The 12,073-nt window shown below is 60.1% G+C and carries 21 protein-coding genes; all 21 read left to right on the top strand.

The features are described 5' to 3' along the window. Positions 1 to 206, top strand: a 206-nt coding sequence (gene rplP / locus AC5E6N_RS19970; RefSeq protein ID WP_491749453.1) for a 50S ribosomal protein L16, incomplete at its 5' end; no start/stop codon positions are given. A gap of 9 nt (positions 207 to 215) precedes the next feature. Then, the gene (gene rpmC, locus AC5E6N_RS19965) at positions 216 to 416 is read left to right on the top strand and encodes a 50S ribosomal protein L29 (protein WP_491749452.1); all 201 of its coding nucleotides are present in this window, start codon (positions 216 to 218) and stop codon (positions 414 to 416) included. Positions 417 to 429: 13 nt separating this feature from the next. Beyond that, positions 430 to 660, top strand: a complete 231-nt coding sequence (gene rpsQ, locus AC5E6N_RS19960) for a 30S ribosomal protein S17 (RefSeq protein WP_491691759.1) — start codon at positions 430 to 432, stop codon at positions 658 to 660. 79 nt (positions 661 to 739) lie between these two features. Continuing rightward, positions 740 to 1,108: a 50S ribosomal protein L14 gene (rplN, locus tag AC5E6N_RS19955; protein ID WP_491691760.1), complete on the top strand. Its 369-nt coding sequence runs from the start codon at positions 740 to 742 to the stop codon at positions 1,106 to 1,108. Positions 1,109 to 1,118: 10 nt separating this feature from the next. Then, the gene (rplX, locus tag AC5E6N_RS19950; protein ID WP_491749451.1) at positions 1,119 to 1,430 is read left to right on the top strand and encodes a 50S ribosomal protein L24; all 312 of its coding nucleotides are present in this window, start codon (positions 1,119 to 1,121) and stop codon (positions 1,428 to 1,430) included. After that, positions 1,423 to 1,980: a 50S ribosomal protein L5 gene (rplE, locus tag AC5E6N_RS19945; protein ID WP_491691762.1), complete on the top strand. Its 558-nt coding sequence runs from the start codon at positions 1,423 to 1,425 to the stop codon at positions 1,978 to 1,980. Before rplX ends, rplE begins: the two co-directional genes overlap by 8 nt. A 26-nt stretch (positions 1,981 to 2,006) precedes the next feature. Beyond that, positions 2,007 to 2,312, top strand: a complete 306-nt coding sequence (gene rpsN / locus AC5E6N_RS19940; RefSeq protein ID WP_491749450.1) for a 30S ribosomal protein S14 — start codon at positions 2,007 to 2,009, stop codon at positions 2,310 to 2,312. A 12-nt stretch (positions 2,313 to 2,324) separates the two neighbouring features. Beyond that, positions 2,325 to 2,723: a 30S ribosomal protein S8 gene (gene rpsH / locus AC5E6N_RS19935; RefSeq protein ID WP_267990061.1), complete on the top strand. Its 399-nt coding sequence runs from the start codon at positions 2,325 to 2,327 to the stop codon at positions 2,721 to 2,723. A 39-nt stretch (positions 2,724 to 2,762) separates the two neighbouring features. Next, on the top strand, positions 2,763 to 3,296 hold the full coding sequence (gene rplF, locus AC5E6N_RS19930) for a 50S ribosomal protein L6 (RefSeq protein ID WP_491749449.1): 534 nt from the start codon (positions 2,763 to 2,765) through the stop codon (positions 3,294 to 3,296). A 12-nt stretch (positions 3,297 to 3,308) separates the two neighbouring features. Beyond that, entirely contained in the window at positions 3,309 to 3,671 is a 363-nt protein-coding gene (rplR, locus tag AC5E6N_RS19925; protein WP_491691765.1) for a 50S ribosomal protein L18, read from the top strand. Positions 3,672 to 3,714: 43 nt separating this feature from the next. Beyond that, positions 3,715 to 4,275 (top strand): 30S ribosomal protein S5, encoded by a 561-nt coding sequence (gene rpsE / locus AC5E6N_RS19920; RefSeq protein WP_491749448.1) that lies wholly within the window; start codon positions 3,715 to 3,717, stop codon positions 4,273 to 4,275. A gap of 15 nt (positions 4,276 to 4,290) precedes the next feature. Beyond that, positions 4,291 to 4,491, top strand: coding sequence for a 50S ribosomal protein L30 (gene rpmD, locus AC5E6N_RS19915; protein WP_491749447.1), 201 nt, complete (start codon positions 4,291 to 4,293; stop codon positions 4,489 to 4,491). Between the two features lie 14 nt (positions 4,492 to 4,505). Further along, positions 4,506 to 4,985, top strand: a complete 480-nt coding sequence (gene rplO / locus AC5E6N_RS19910) for a 50S ribosomal protein L15 (protein ID WP_491749446.1) — start codon at positions 4,506 to 4,508, stop codon at positions 4,983 to 4,985. A 205-nt stretch (positions 4,986 to 5,190) separates the two neighbouring features. Further along, positions 5,191 to 6,531 carry a preprotein translocase subunit SecY gene (gene secY / locus AC5E6N_RS19905; RefSeq protein ID WP_491691769.1) on the top strand — a complete coding sequence of 447 codons (1,341 nt, stop codon included), beginning with the start codon at positions 5,191 to 5,193 and terminating at the stop codon, positions 6,529 to 6,531. Continuing rightward, positions 6,528 to 7,178: an adenylate kinase gene (locus tag AC5E6N_RS19900; RefSeq protein ID WP_491691770.1), complete on the top strand. Its 651-nt coding sequence runs from the start codon at positions 6,528 to 6,530 to the stop codon at positions 7,176 to 7,178. Before secY ends, AC5E6N_RS19900 begins: the two co-directional genes overlap by 4 nt. A 249-nt stretch (positions 7,179 to 7,427) precedes the next feature. Then, entirely contained in the window at positions 7,428 to 7,796 is a 369-nt protein-coding gene (gene rpsM / locus AC5E6N_RS19895; protein WP_491691771.1) for a 30S ribosomal protein S13, read from the top strand. Positions 7,797 to 7,934: 138 nt separating this feature from the next. Beyond that, positions 7,935 to 8,324: a 30S ribosomal protein S11 gene (gene rpsK, locus AC5E6N_RS19890; protein WP_136657421.1), complete on the top strand. Its 390-nt coding sequence runs from the start codon at positions 7,935 to 7,937 to the stop codon at positions 8,322 to 8,324. A gap of 97 nt (positions 8,325 to 8,421) precedes the next feature. Continuing rightward, complete coding sequence (locus tag AC5E6N_RS19885; RefSeq protein ID WP_491691772.1) at positions 8,422 to 9,432, top strand: DNA-directed RNA polymerase subunit alpha; 1,011 nt, start codon at positions 8,422 to 8,424, stop codon at positions 9,430 to 9,432. 40 nt (positions 9,433 to 9,472) lie between these two features. Beyond that, a complete protein-coding gene (rplQ, locus tag AC5E6N_RS19880) occupies positions 9,473 to 9,904 on the top strand; it encodes a 50S ribosomal protein L17 (RefSeq protein ID WP_491749445.1) in 432 nt (143 codons plus the stop codon). Between the two features lie 135 nt (positions 9,905 to 10,039). Further along, the gene (locus AC5E6N_RS19875) at positions 10,040 to 11,521 is read left to right on the top strand and encodes a Do family serine endopeptidase (RefSeq protein ID WP_491749444.1); all 1,482 of its coding nucleotides are present in this window, start codon (positions 10,040 to 10,042) and stop codon (positions 11,519 to 11,521) included. After that, positions 11,521 to 12,073, top strand: a 553-nt coding sequence (locus tag AC5E6N_RS19870; RefSeq protein WP_491749443.1) for an AAA family ATPase, incomplete at its 3' end; no start/stop codon positions are given. The genes AC5E6N_RS19875 and AC5E6N_RS19870, both read left to right, overlap by 1 nt.

The following is a 12,073-nucleotide window of genomic DNA, read 5'->3' as shown; positions in this document are numbered from 1 at the left end:
CGGATGTTCCGGTCACCTCCAAGCCGACCGAAGTGCGTATGGGTAAGGGCAAGGGCTCCGTCGATTACTGGGCGTGCAAGGTCAAGCCCGGCAGGATCATGTTCGAGATCGACGGTGTCAGCGAGGAAGTCGCCCGCGAGGCCTTGCGTCTCGGCGCCGCCAAGCTCTCGGTCAAGACCCGCTTCGTACAGCGCATTGCAGAGTAGGAAGAGACCATGAAAGCCGCAGACGTTCGCGCAATGAGCGCTGATGAACTCAGCGATGAACTCGCCAAGCTCAAGAAGGAGCAGTTTAACCTGCGCTTTCAGAAGGCGACCGGCCAGCTCGAAAAGACATCGCGTGTGAAGGAAGTTCGCCGCGATATCGCCCGCATCAAGACAATTGCCCGCCAGAAGGCGGCAGAAGCCAAGGCCTGAGGACCACAACAAAATGCCAAAACGCATTCTGCAGGGCACCGTCGTCAGCGACAAGAACGACAAGACCGTCGTTGTGAAGGTCGAGCGTCGTTTCGCCCATCCGATGTTTCAGAAGATCGTGCGCCGCTCGAAGAAATACAAGGCGCATGACGAGAAGAACGCATACAAGACCGGTGATACCGTTTCCATCCAGGAATGCGCGCCGATCTCCAAGGACAAGCGCTGGACGGTCGTAGCCGAATAGGCTTTCCGCGAAGGAAAAAGAAAACGAAATCGCCGGGGCCTCGGACAAACCCCGGACAATTGAAAGAAGGCGGTCTGACATGATTCAGATGCAAACAAACCTCGACGTCGCCGACAATTCCGGTGCCCGTCGTGTCATGTGCATCAAGGTGCTGGGCGGCTCGAAGCGGAAATACGCATCCGTGGGCGACGTCATCGTCGTCTCCGTGAAGGAAGCGATCCCGCGCGGGCGCGTCAAGAAGGGTGACGTCATGAAGGCGGTCGTGGTGCGCACGGCCAAGGATATCCGTCGGGCGGACGGCAGCGTCATTCGCTTCGACAAGAACGCGGCAGTCCTGGTGGACAACAAGAAAGAGCCGATCGGCACCCGTATCTTCGGACCGGTTCCGCGCGAACTGCGCGCCAAGAGCCACATGAAGATCATCTCGCTGGCGCCGGAAGTTCTTTAAGGAGATAACGATGCAAAAGATCCGTAAAGGCGACAGTGTCGTTGTGCTGACCGGTAAGGACAAGGGCCGCACCGGTGAAGTTATCAAGGTCATGCCGAAGGAAAACCGCGCGCTTGTCAGCGGCATCAATATGGTCAGGCGCCATCAGCGTCAGACGCAGACGCAGCAGGCCGGCATCGTCAACAAGGAAGCCTCGGTGCACCTTTCCAATCTGGCCGTTGCCGATGGCGACGGAAAGCCGACCCGCATCGGCTTCAAGATCAAGGAAGACGGAACCAAGGTTCGCGTGGCGAAGCGTTCAGGAGATGTAATCGATGGCTGAGGCAAATTACGAGCCGCGGCTCAAGACGGAATATGGCGCACGCATCCGTGACGCGATGCAGGAGAAATTCTCCTACAAGAATGTCATGGAAATCCCGCGCGTCGAGAAGATCGTCATCAATATGGGTGTCGGCGAAGCGACCAATGATTCCAAGAAGCCGGCTGCGGCCGCGGAAGACCTGGCGGCCATTTCAGGCCAGAAGGCCGTGGTCACCCATGCCCGCAAGTCGATCGCCGGCTTCAAGGTGCGTGAAGCCATGCCGATCGGCGCAAAGGTGACGCTGCGCCAGACGCGGATGTACGAATTCATGGACAGGCTGGTCAACATCGCCCTGCCGCGCGTTCGTGACTTCCGGGGTCTCAACCCCAAAAGCTTTGACGGCAATGGCAATTTCGCCATGGGCCTCAAGGAGCACATTGTGTTTCCGGAGATCGACTACGACAAGGTCGATCAGATCTGGGGCATGGATATCATCGTTTGTACGACTGCGAAGACGGACGACGAGGCCAGGGCTCTGCTGGCAGAGTTCAACTTCCCGTTTCGGCAGTAACGGCGAGCGTAGAGAGGATATTTGACATGGCTAAAGCCAGCGCAGTCGAAAAGAACAAGCGCCGCCGCCGCACGGTTGCGGCACATGCCGCAAAACGGGCGGCTCTGAAGGCGGTCATCAAGGACCAGGAAGCCCCGATCGAGGAGCGGTTCAAGGCAACGCTCAAGCTTGCCGAACTGCCGCGTGACGGCTCGAAGACGCGTATCCGCAATCGCTGCGAGGTTTCCGGTCGTCCGCGCGGTTATTACCGCAAACTGAAACTTTCCCGTATCGCGCTTCGCGAGCTCGGCTCGCTCGGCCGCGTCCCGGGTGTCATCAAGTCCAGCTGGTAAGGAGACAGGCACATGGCAATGACTGATCCTCTGGGCGATATGCTCACCCGTATCCGCAATGCGAACGGCCGCCGCAAGTCGACCGTGTCGACGCCGGCTTCGAAGCTGCGCGCCCGCGTTCTCGACGTGCTGCAGTCCGAGGGCTACATCCGCGGCTATTCGGAAGTGAATTACGACAACGGCAAGTCCGAGATAAACATCGAGCTCAAATACTATGAGGGCACGCCCGTGATCCGCGAGATTTCGCGTGTCTCCAAGCCGGGCCGTCGTGTTTATGTCTCGGTCAAGTCGATCCCGCAGGTCGCGAACGGCCTCGGCATCTCTATCCTTTCGACCCCGAAAGGCGTGATGGCCGACCATGAGGCGCGCGAACAGAATGTAGGTGGCGAGGTGCTGTGCCACATCTTCTGATGTGGCCGGTCCTCCATAACGGTCAGACAGGTTTGAAAAATGTCTCGTATCGGTAAGAAGCCCGTTTCCGTTCCCGCCGGCGTCACTGCGACCGTCGAGGGACAGAAGGTCACCGCAAAGGGACCGAAGGGCGAATTGAGCTTTGTCGTCAACGACGAGGTTCTGGTCAAGCTCGAGGAGAACCAGCTTGTGGTCTCCCCGGTCGATCAGTCCAAGGATGCACGCTCCAAATGGGGCATGTCCCGCACCATGATTGAAAACATCATCACCGGTGTGACCGACGGTTTCGAGCGCCGTCTTGAAATCAGCGGTGTCGGCTATCGCGCGGCCATGCAGGGCAAGAACCTGCAGCTTGCGCTTGGTTACAGCCACGACGTTATCTATCAGGCTCCGGAAGGCATTTCGATCGCCTGCCCGAAGCCGACCGAAATCGTCGTCACCGGCATCGACAAGCAGCAGGTCGGACAGGTCGCCTCGAAGATCCGCGGTTTCCGCAAGCCTGAGCCATACAAGGGCAAGGGTGTAAAATACGCCGAAGAGCGGATTGTCCGCAAAGAAGGCAAGAAGAAGTAAGGATTACGCAAAATGGCCAGCAGGAAAGAAGTGCTTGCGCGTCGTGCAGCGCGTGTCCGCCGTCAGGTCAAGGCCGTGGCCAATGGCCGTCCGCGCCTATCGGTTCACCGTTCTTCCAAGAACATCTACGCACAGATCATCGATGATGTGGCCGGCAACACCATTGTTGCGGCCTCGACCCTCGACGCCGATCTGCGCAAGAAGCTGAAGACCGGCGCCGACAAGGACGCGGCCGCTGCCGTCGGCAAGCTTGTTGCGGAGCGTGCCTCGAAAGCAGGCGTCAAGGATGTCGTTTTCGATCGCGGCGCCTTCATCTATCACGGCCGGATCAAGGCGCTGGCGGATGCCGCGCGCGAAGCCGGACTGAATTTCTGATCAAACTGCCCGTTGCACCCGGAAAAGAAAAAGGACAAGGACAATGGCAAGAGAACCCCGCCGCGACAATCGCGGTAAAGAGGACGAGCGCGACAGCGAATTTGTCGACAGGCTTGTCCACATCAACCGCGTCGCCAAGGTCGTCAAGGGCGGCCGTCGTTTCGGCTTCGCCGCACTGGTCGTCGTGGGCGATCAGAAGGGCAGGGTCGGTTTCGGACACGGCAAGGCCCGTGAGGTGCCGGAGGCAATCCGCAAGGCAACCGAGTCGGCCAAGCGCAACATGATCTTCGTTCCGCTGCGCTCCGGCCGTACATTGCACCACGATGTCCGTGGCCGCCACGGCGCCGGTAAGGTTCTGCTACGTTCGGCAAAGCCCGGCACCGGTATCATCGCCGGCGGCCCGATGCGTGCCGTCTTTGAAACGCTCGGCATGCAGGACGTGGTTGCCAAGTCCACCGGCTCCTCCAATCCGTACAACATGGTTCGCGCCACGTTCGATGCGCTCAAGCACCAGATGCACCCGAAGGATGTCGCTGCCCAGCGCGGCATCAAATACTCCACGCTTCAGGCGCGCCGTGCATCGATTATCGGCAATGAAGAGTAAGGGCACGGGTTCGTTATGGCTGACAAGAAGACAGGCAAGACCGTTACCGTCGAGCAGATCGGTAGCCCAATCCGCCGCCCGGCCGAGCAGCGCCAGACGCTCATCGGCCTGGGCCTCAACAAGATGCATCGCCGCCGCACGCTGGAAGATACACCGGCCGTGCGCGGTATGATCCGCAAGGTGAGTCACCTCGTGCGCGTCGTCGACGAAGCCTGAGGGGAGTTGATAAGATGAAACTGAATGAACTTCGTGACAATGAAGGCGCCACCAAGACCAGCAAGCGCGTCGGTCGCGGCATCGGCTCCGGCAAGGGCAAGACCGGCGGCCGCGGCGTAAAAGGCCAGAAGTCACGCTCAGGCGTCGCCATCAAGGGATTTGAAGGCGGACAGATGCCGATCTACCGGCGTCTGCCGAAGCGTGGTTTCACCAACATTTTTGCAAAGAATTTCAACGTTGTATCCGTCGGACGCCTGCAGGCTGCGGTTGACGCCAAGAAGCTCGACGCCAAGAAGACCGTCGATGCAGCCGCTCTCAAGGCGGCCGGCGTTATCCGCCGCGAGAAGGACGGTGTCCGCGTTCTGGCCGACGGAGAGTTGAAAGCCAAGCTGACCGTCGAGGTCGCCGGCGCTTCCAAAGCCGCCATCGAGAAGATCGAGAAGGCCGGTGGTTCGATCAAGGTTCTTGCCGCCGCGGAAAAGGCGGCCGAATAACCGGAAAGTTGGCCTGTTGTGATTTGCAATGGGCTGACATATTCCCATATGGATGACGCTAGGCGTCATTCGGGACGCGAATTTGAAGGCGGCCATGGGATGGTCAGGGACCGCGACGCGGCCGCCGGAAACCAGTAATCCGACCCGTCCGGTATCCTGCTGACGTCGACAGGATCACGGGGAAAGGGTCCCGCGGAGATTTCGCATGGCATCTGCAGCCGAACAACTCGCAGCCAATCTCAATTTTTCTGCCTTTGCGAAAGCCGAGGATCTCAAGAAGCGCATCTGGTTCACCCTGGGTGCGCTTCTGATCTATCGGCTGGGCACCTATATTCCCCTTCCGGGGCTGAATCCGGAAGCGTTCGCCCAGGCGTTTCAGCAACAGGCCGGCGGCATTCTCGGATTGTTCAACATGTTCGCCGGCGGCGCCGTCGAGCGCATGGCGATCTTCGCGCTCGGCATCATGCCCTACATCTCCGCATCGATCATCATGCAGTTGATGACATCGGTCGTGCCGACGCTCGAGCAGCTCAAGAAAGAGGGCGAACAGGGCCGCAAGGTCATCAACCAGTACACCCGCTACGGCACGGTGCTGCTTGCCACCATGCAGGCCTACGGCATCGCCGTCGGACTGGAATCGGGCAACGGCATCGTCACCGATCCGGGCTGGTTCTTCCGGATTTCGACGGTGATCACCCTGGTGGGCGGCACGATTTTCCTGATGTGGCTGGGCGAGCAGATCACCGCCCGCGGCATCGGCAACGGTATCTCGCTCATCATCTTCGCGGGCATCGTCGCGGCGCTTCCGGGCGCCATCGCGGGAACGCTGGAACTCGGCCGGACCGGCGCGCTTTCGACCGGCCTGATCATCATGGTGATCGTTATCGCCATTGCCGTGATCGCGTTCATCGTGTTCATGGAGCGCGCACAGCGCCGGCTTATGATCCAGTATCCGAAGCGTCAGGTCGGCAACCGCATGTTCCAGGGCGATTCTTCGCACCTGCCGTTGAAACTCAACACGGCCGGCGTCATCCCGCCGATCTTTGCTTCGTCTCTGCTCTTGCTGCCGGCGACGCTGGCGGGCTTCTCGAACACCACCGATCTTCCGCCCTGGGCGACGGCGGTCCTTGCGACGCTCGGACACGGCCAGCCGCTCTATATGCTGTTTTACGCGGTCATGATCGGCTTCTTCGCCTTTTTCTATACGGCGGTCGTCTTCAATCCGAAGGACACGGCCGACAATCTGAAGAGCCATGGCGGGTTTATTCCGGGTATCCGCCCGGGCGAGCGCACGGCCGAATATATCGATTACGTGTTGACCCGGATCACCACCGTCGGTGCGCTCTATCTGATTTTCGTCTGCCTTCTGCCGGAGTTACTCATCGCTCAGACCGGCATTCCCTTCTACCTCGGCGGCACGTCGTTGCTGATCGTGGTCAGCGTCACGCTCGACACCGTTGCGCAGGTCCAGGGGCATCTGATTGCGCAGCAATATGAGGGGCTGATCAAGAAATCGAAGCTTCGCGGAGGAAAGAGGGGACGATGAGACTGATTTTGCTTGGACCGCCGGGGGCGGGGAAGGGGACCCAAGCGCAGAGGCTGGTTGAAAAGCACGGTATTCCGCAGCTCTCGACCGGAGATATGCTTCGTGCAGCCGTTGCAAGCGAAACCGAGGTCGGCCTGCGGGCGAAAGCAGTCATGGATGCCGGCAAGCTGGTTTCGGACGACATCGTCAATGCGATCGTCTCCGAACGGCTGGACCAGCCGGACTGCCGGCCCGGTTTTATTCTGGACGGTTATCCGCGCACGCTGGTTCAGGCTGACGCAATGCAGAAGATGCTGGCATCCAAGGATATGGGCCTGTCCGCCGTCGTGGAACTCCGGGTCGACGATGATGTGCTGGTCGACCGCATTACCGGTCGCTATACCTGCGTCAATTGCGGCGCGGGTTATCACGACACCAATCTGAAGCCCGAGAAGGAAGGTGTTTGCGACAAGTGCGGATCGACCGAGTTCAGCCGCCGCAAGGATGACAATCCGGATACGGTGCGCACACGCCTGCAGGCTTACTATAAGGAAACCTCGCCGCTGCTTGGCTATTACTACGCCAAGGGCCTGTTGAAGCAGGTCGACGGTATGGCCGACATCGACATCGTGACCGCGCAAATCGACGAGATTCTGGCCTCTCTTTAGGAGAGTAGCAAGAATTTTGCCAATTTTGCGTTATTGCGCCCGATTTTGGGCATCTGGACTGTTGACGATCGTGCATCGAGTCCGTTAGAACCCCGCCAATTCGAGATTGTCGAGCGATTGGCGCGGTTTTCGAAAGAGAGAACCGGGGCCGGTCGTTTACACATGTCCCGGCTATGAGCAACAGGCTGCTTCGCAGCCGCATAACGAACCGGCCAGGCCAGACTGGCCCGGTAGGCAAGGAGAAAAGACGTGGCCCGTATCGCTGGCGTCAATATTCCAACGAACAAGCGCGTGGTCATCGCGCTGCAATATATTCACGGGATCGGTGCGACCTATGCCAAGGAAATCACCGGGAAGGTTGGCATTCCGGCCGAACGCCGCGTCAACGAACTGTCTGACGCCGACGTCATCCAGATCCGCGAAGCGATTGACCGCGACTATCAGGTCGAAGGCGACCTGCGGCGTGAAACCGCAATGAACATCAAGCGGCTCATGGACCTTGGATGCTATCGTGGCCTGCGTCATCGCCGCAACCTTCCGGTTCGTGGACAGCGCACCCATACCAATGCCCGCACTCGTAAGGGGCCCGCGAAGGCGATTGCAGGCAAGAAGAAGTAAGCAAACGGATTTAAGCGTAACCGCCGGCGGCGATTGGAACCCCGGCTTTCGCTTTGACAATGGTCGGGGCGGCCATAGCGCCCCCTCCGGTGGAGCCGCTGGAATTACGGCGGTGTAGAGATCGACGAAAGGACTGTGATGGCAAAGGAAGCCACGCGCGTTCGCCGCCGCGAACGCAAGAATATCTCATCGGGCGTCGCCCATGTGAATTCGACATTCAACAACACGATGATCACCATCACCGACGCACAGGGCAACGCCATTGCCTGGTCGTCCGCCGGTGCAAAGGGTTTCAAGGGCTCGCGCAAATCCACGCCGTTCGCGGCGCAGATTGCCGCCGAAGACTGCGCCAAGAAGGCGCAGGAGCACGGCATGAAGTCTCTTGAGGTTGAAGTCTGCGGACCGGGCTCCGGCCGTGAATCGGCATTGCGCGCCCTTCAGGCCGCCGGTTTCACGATCACGTCCATCCGCGACGTGACACCCATTCCGCACAATGGCTGCCGTCCGCGCAAGAAGCGCCGCGTCTGACATTGTGAATCGCACGCCGATGAGCATGTTGCTCCTCTCGGCTCTCCAGCTCTGTTGCCACGATTGGATGGTGGCAAGGAACGGAAGGTAATTGAACATGATTCAGAAAAACTGGCAGGAACTGATCAAACCCAACAAGATCGAGTTCTCCGCGGCCGACCGCACCAAGGCGACGCTCGTTGCCGAACCGCTGGAGCGTGGCTTTGGCCTGACGCTCGGCAACGCGCTTCGCCGCGTTCTGCTGTCCTCGCTGCGCGGCGCGGCCGTGACCGCGGTCCAGATAGACGGCGTCCTTCACGAGTTCTCCTCGATCCCGGGCGTTCGCGAAGACGTGACGGACATCGTCCTCAACATCAAGGAAATCGCCATCGGAATGGAAGGCGATGAACCGAAGCGCATGGTCGTGCGCAAGCAGGGGCCGGGGACGGTTCTTGCCGGCGATATCCAGACCGTCGGGGACATCGAGATCCTCAACCCGGATCATGTGATCTGCACGCTCGACGAGGGCGCCGAGATCCGCATGGAGTTCACCGTGCAGAACGGCAAGGGTTATGTGCCCGCCGACCGCAACCGTGCGGAAGACGCGCCGATCGGTCTCATTCCGGTCGACAGCCTTTATTCGCCGGTCAAGAAAGTGTCCTACAAGGTGGAAAATACCCGCGAGGGACAGGTTCTCGATTACGACCGTCTGACGATGACGCTGGAGACCGACGGTTCCGTTTCGGGCGAGGACGCGATCGCATTCGCCGCCCGCATCCTGCAGGACCAGCTTGGTGTCTTCATCAATTTCGACGAGCCGCAGAAAGAGGTCGAGGAAGTTCAGGCAACCGAACTTGCCTTCAACCCGGCGCTGCTCAAGAAGGTCGACGAGCTGGAGCTCTCCGTCCGCTCGGCAAACTGTCTGAAGAACGACAACATCGTCTATATCGGCGATCTCATTCAGAAGACGGAAGCAGAAATGCTACGCACGCCGAACTTCGGCCGCAAGTCGCTCAACGAGATCAAGGAAGTCCTGGCGTCCATGGGCCTGCATCTTGGAATGGAAGTTCCCGCCTGGCCGCCGGAAAACATCGAAGACCTCGCCAAGCGCTACGAGGATCAATACTAATCGAACCAGCGGGTGCACCCCGCGTTGAAGGAGAAGGCTCATGCGCCACCGCAAGTCAGGCCGCAAGCTGAACCGGACAGCCAGCCACCGCAAGGCAATGTTTGCAAATATGGCTGCATCCCTGATCGAACACGAGCAGATCGTGACCACCTTGCCGAAGGCGAAGGAAATTCGCCCGGTCGTTGAGAAGCTGGTAACGCTCGGCAAGCGGGGCGACCTGCATGCCCGCCGCCAGGCGATTTCGAAAATCAGGGATGTCGAGATGGTCCGCAAACTGTTCGACACGATTGCAACCCGTTATGCCGACCGCAACGGCGGCTACATCCGTATCATGAAAGCCGGTTTCCGCAAGGGTGACAATGCGCCGATGGCCGTTGTCGAGTTCGTCGACCGCGACGTCGACGCCAAAGGTGCCAAGGATCTGGCGCGGCTTGAAGCCGAGGCGGAGACCGAAGAGACCGAAGCAGCGTAAGAACTGCACCCTTTCAAATTTCAAGGCCGGGCATCGCCCGGCCTTTTTTCATGTCGGTAACGTGTTCGCCGCACTCTTTTTGATCGCGGCAGACCGACTTATATATACGGGACGGATTCGCCCGGAGGATTTTGAATGCGCCGACTGAAATGGCTCGGATTGACCGCTGCGATCGCCGTGGCAATAGGCCTGACACTGACCATAAGCGGAGCGCAGGAGCCGGCAAGCACGGAAAAACTGCGCGGTGTGATTTCCGAAATACTGGGCAGAGCCGAGAAAAACGGACCGGCCGACGAGCGCGTCGTTCCGCAATCAAGAGAGCAGTTGCAGTTCTCCTATGCCCCGGTGGTGAAGGCAGCGGCGCCCGCCGTCGTCAACGTCTATGCCGAACGCATGGTCCGCACCCGCTCGCCCTTTGCCGGCGATCCGTTCTTCGAGCGGTTTTTCGGGCAAGGCCCGCCCGGGCGTTCACAGCGCCAGTCGTCCCTCGGCTCCGGCGTCATCGTCGATGCCTCGGGCATCGTCGTCACCAACAACCACGTCATTGACGGGGCCGACGAGATCAAGATCGCATTTGCCGACGGACGGGAATATCCGAGCCGGGTTCTGTTGAAGGACCAGCGGGTGGATCTTGCCGTTCTCAAGATTGACGATACGGGACCGTTCTCAGCCATCGATTACAGCGATTCAGACCGGCTCGAGGTCGGCGACATTCTGCTGGCGATCGGCAATCCCTTTGGCGTCGGTCAGACAGTGACGAGCGGCATCGTCTCGGCACTGGCGCGCAACGGCGTCGGCATTTCGGATTTCGGTTTCTTTATCCAGACGGACGCTGCCATCAACCCCGGTAATTCCGGCGGCGCGCTTGTCGATATGAATGGTCGCCTGGTGGGCATCAACACCGCCATATTCTCACGCTCCGGAGGTTCGAACGGGATCGGCTTTGCCATTCCGGCCAATATGGTGCGTGCCGTGGTCGATGCGGCGAGAAACGGCGAAGAGAAGTTTTCACGCCCCTTTATCGGCGCGTCCTTTGTCCCGGTCACCGCCGATATGGCGGAAGCGCTCGGCATGGAGCGTGCTTTCGGTGCCATCGTCACAGCGGTTGTGAACGACGGGCCCGCCCATGAGGGCGGTCTGAAGGTCGGCGATCTGGTGATCAGCCTCGACGGCCTGACCGTTCAACACCCGGACGCGCTCGGTTATCGTCTCGCGACGGCCGGCGTCGGAAAGGTGGTGAAACTCGAAGTCATCTCCCGTTCGTCGGTTCGCACCCTGAGCATCCGGCTGGGCGCGCCGCGCGACCCCCAGCGTCCGGGAGAATTGCGCGTGACGGGCGAAAGTCCCTTTGCCGGTTCGGTTCTCGCGGATATCGATCCTTACATCGCCGAGCAGCTCAGGTTGCCGCAACATGTGCGGGGCGTGGTGGTGCTGGAGGTCGAGCGCGGCTCGCCGGCCAACCGCTACGGCATCCGGCCGCGTGATATTCTGGTGGAAATCAACGGCGAGACCATGCGGCAGGCAAGCGATGTCGCCGAGGCGATCGCCGATGAGCCCGGATACTGGCAGTTCGAGATCACCCGCAACGGGCGCAGGCTTCGGCAAATGGTGCGCTGATGAGTGACCTGTTTTCATCGGTCGCCGATGAAACGGCACAAAAGGCAAGGCCGCTTGCGGACCGATTGCGCCCGCGGTCCTTGTCGGAAGTCACCGGTCAGTCCCACCTGACCGGCGAAGACGGCGCGCTGACGCGGATGATTTCGAACGGCACCCTCGGCTCGATGATTTTCTGGGGACCGTCCGGCACCGGCAAGACAACCGTTGCACGGCTTCTGGCCGGTGAAACCGATCTTGCATTCGAGCAGATTTCCGCGATCTTCTCCGGTGTTGCGGACCTCAAGAAGGCGTTCGAGGCAGCTCGCGCCCGGCGCATGTCCGGCCGGCAGACCCTGCTGTTCGTGGACGAGATCCATCGTTTCAACAAGGCCCAGCTCGACAGTTTCCTTCCGGTCATGGAAGACGGGACGGTGATCCTGATCGGGGCAACGACGGAAAATCCGTCCTTCGAACTCAATGCCGCCCTGCTGTCGCGCGCGCGGGTTCTGACCTTCAAACCGCATGACGAAGAGAGCCTGCGGCTTCTCGTCGAGCGCGCCGAGGCGGCGCAGG

Source organism: Hoeflea sp. (assembly GCF_984452065.1).
This window is presented reverse-complemented; position numbering and strand designations above follow the sequence as displayed.

Excerpts from the sequence above, each read along its gene's own strand:
- rplR (WP_491691765.1), top strand. The coding sequence starts at position 3,309 with ATGGCCAGCAGGAAAGAAGTGCTTGCGCGTCGTGCAGCGCGTGTCCGC.
- rpsE (WP_491749448.1), top strand. The coding sequence starts at position 3,715 with ATGGCAAGAGAACCCCGCCGCGACAATCGCGGTAAAGAGGACGAGCGC.
- rplO (WP_491749446.1), top strand. The coding sequence starts at position 4,506 with ATGAAACTGAATGAACTTCGTGACAATGAAGGCGCCACCAAGACCAGC.
- rplX (WP_491749451.1), top strand. The coding sequence starts at position 1,119 with ATGCAAAAGATCCGTAAAGGCGACAGTGTCGTTGTGCTGACCGGTAAG.
- AC5E6N_RS19900 (WP_491691770.1), top strand. The coding sequence starts at position 6,528 with ATGAGACTGATTTTGCTTGGACCGCCGGGGGCGGGGAAGGGGACCCAA.
- rpsH (WP_267990061.1), top strand. The coding sequence starts at position 2,325 with ATGGCAATGACTGATCCTCTGGGCGATATGCTCACCCGTATCCGCAAT.
- rpsK (WP_136657421.1), top strand. The coding sequence starts at position 7,935 with ATGGCAAAGGAAGCCACGCGCGTTCGCCGCCGCGAACGCAAGAATATC.
- rplF (WP_491749449.1), top strand. The coding sequence starts at position 2,763 with ATGTCTCGTATCGGTAAGAAGCCCGTTTCCGTTCCCGCCGGCGTCACT.
- rpmC (WP_491749452.1), top strand. The coding sequence starts at position 216 with ATGAAAGCCGCAGACGTTCGCGCAATGAGCGCTGATGAACTCAGCGAT.
- AC5E6N_RS19885 (WP_491691772.1), top strand. The coding sequence starts at position 8,422 with ATGATTCAGAAAAACTGGCAGGAACTGATCAAACCCAACAAGATCGAG.
- rpsQ (WP_491691759.1), top strand. The coding sequence starts at position 430 with ATGCCAAAACGCATTCTGCAGGGCACCGTCGTCAGCGACAAGAACGAC.
- rpsN (WP_491749450.1), top strand. The coding sequence starts at position 2,007 with ATGGCTAAAGCCAGCGCAGTCGAAAAGAACAAGCGCCGCCGCCGCACG.
- rpmD (WP_491749447.1), top strand. The coding sequence starts at position 4,291 with ATGGCTGACAAGAAGACAGGCAAGACCGTTACCGTCGAGCAGATCGGT.
- secY (WP_491691769.1), top strand. The coding sequence starts at position 5,191 with ATGGCATCTGCAGCCGAACAACTCGCAGCCAATCTCAATTTTTCTGCC.
- rplN (WP_491691760.1), top strand. The coding sequence starts at position 740 with ATGATTCAGATGCAAACAAACCTCGACGTCGCCGACAATTCCGGTGCC.
- rplE (WP_491691762.1), top strand. The coding sequence starts at position 1,423 with ATGGCTGAGGCAAATTACGAGCCGCGGCTCAAGACGGAATATGGCGCA.
- rplQ (WP_491749445.1), top strand. The coding sequence starts at position 9,473 with ATGCGCCACCGCAAGTCAGGCCGCAAGCTGAACCGGACAGCCAGCCAC.
- AC5E6N_RS19875 (WP_491749444.1), top strand. The coding sequence starts at position 10,040 with ATGCGCCGACTGAAATGGCTCGGATTGACCGCTGCGATCGCCGTGGCA.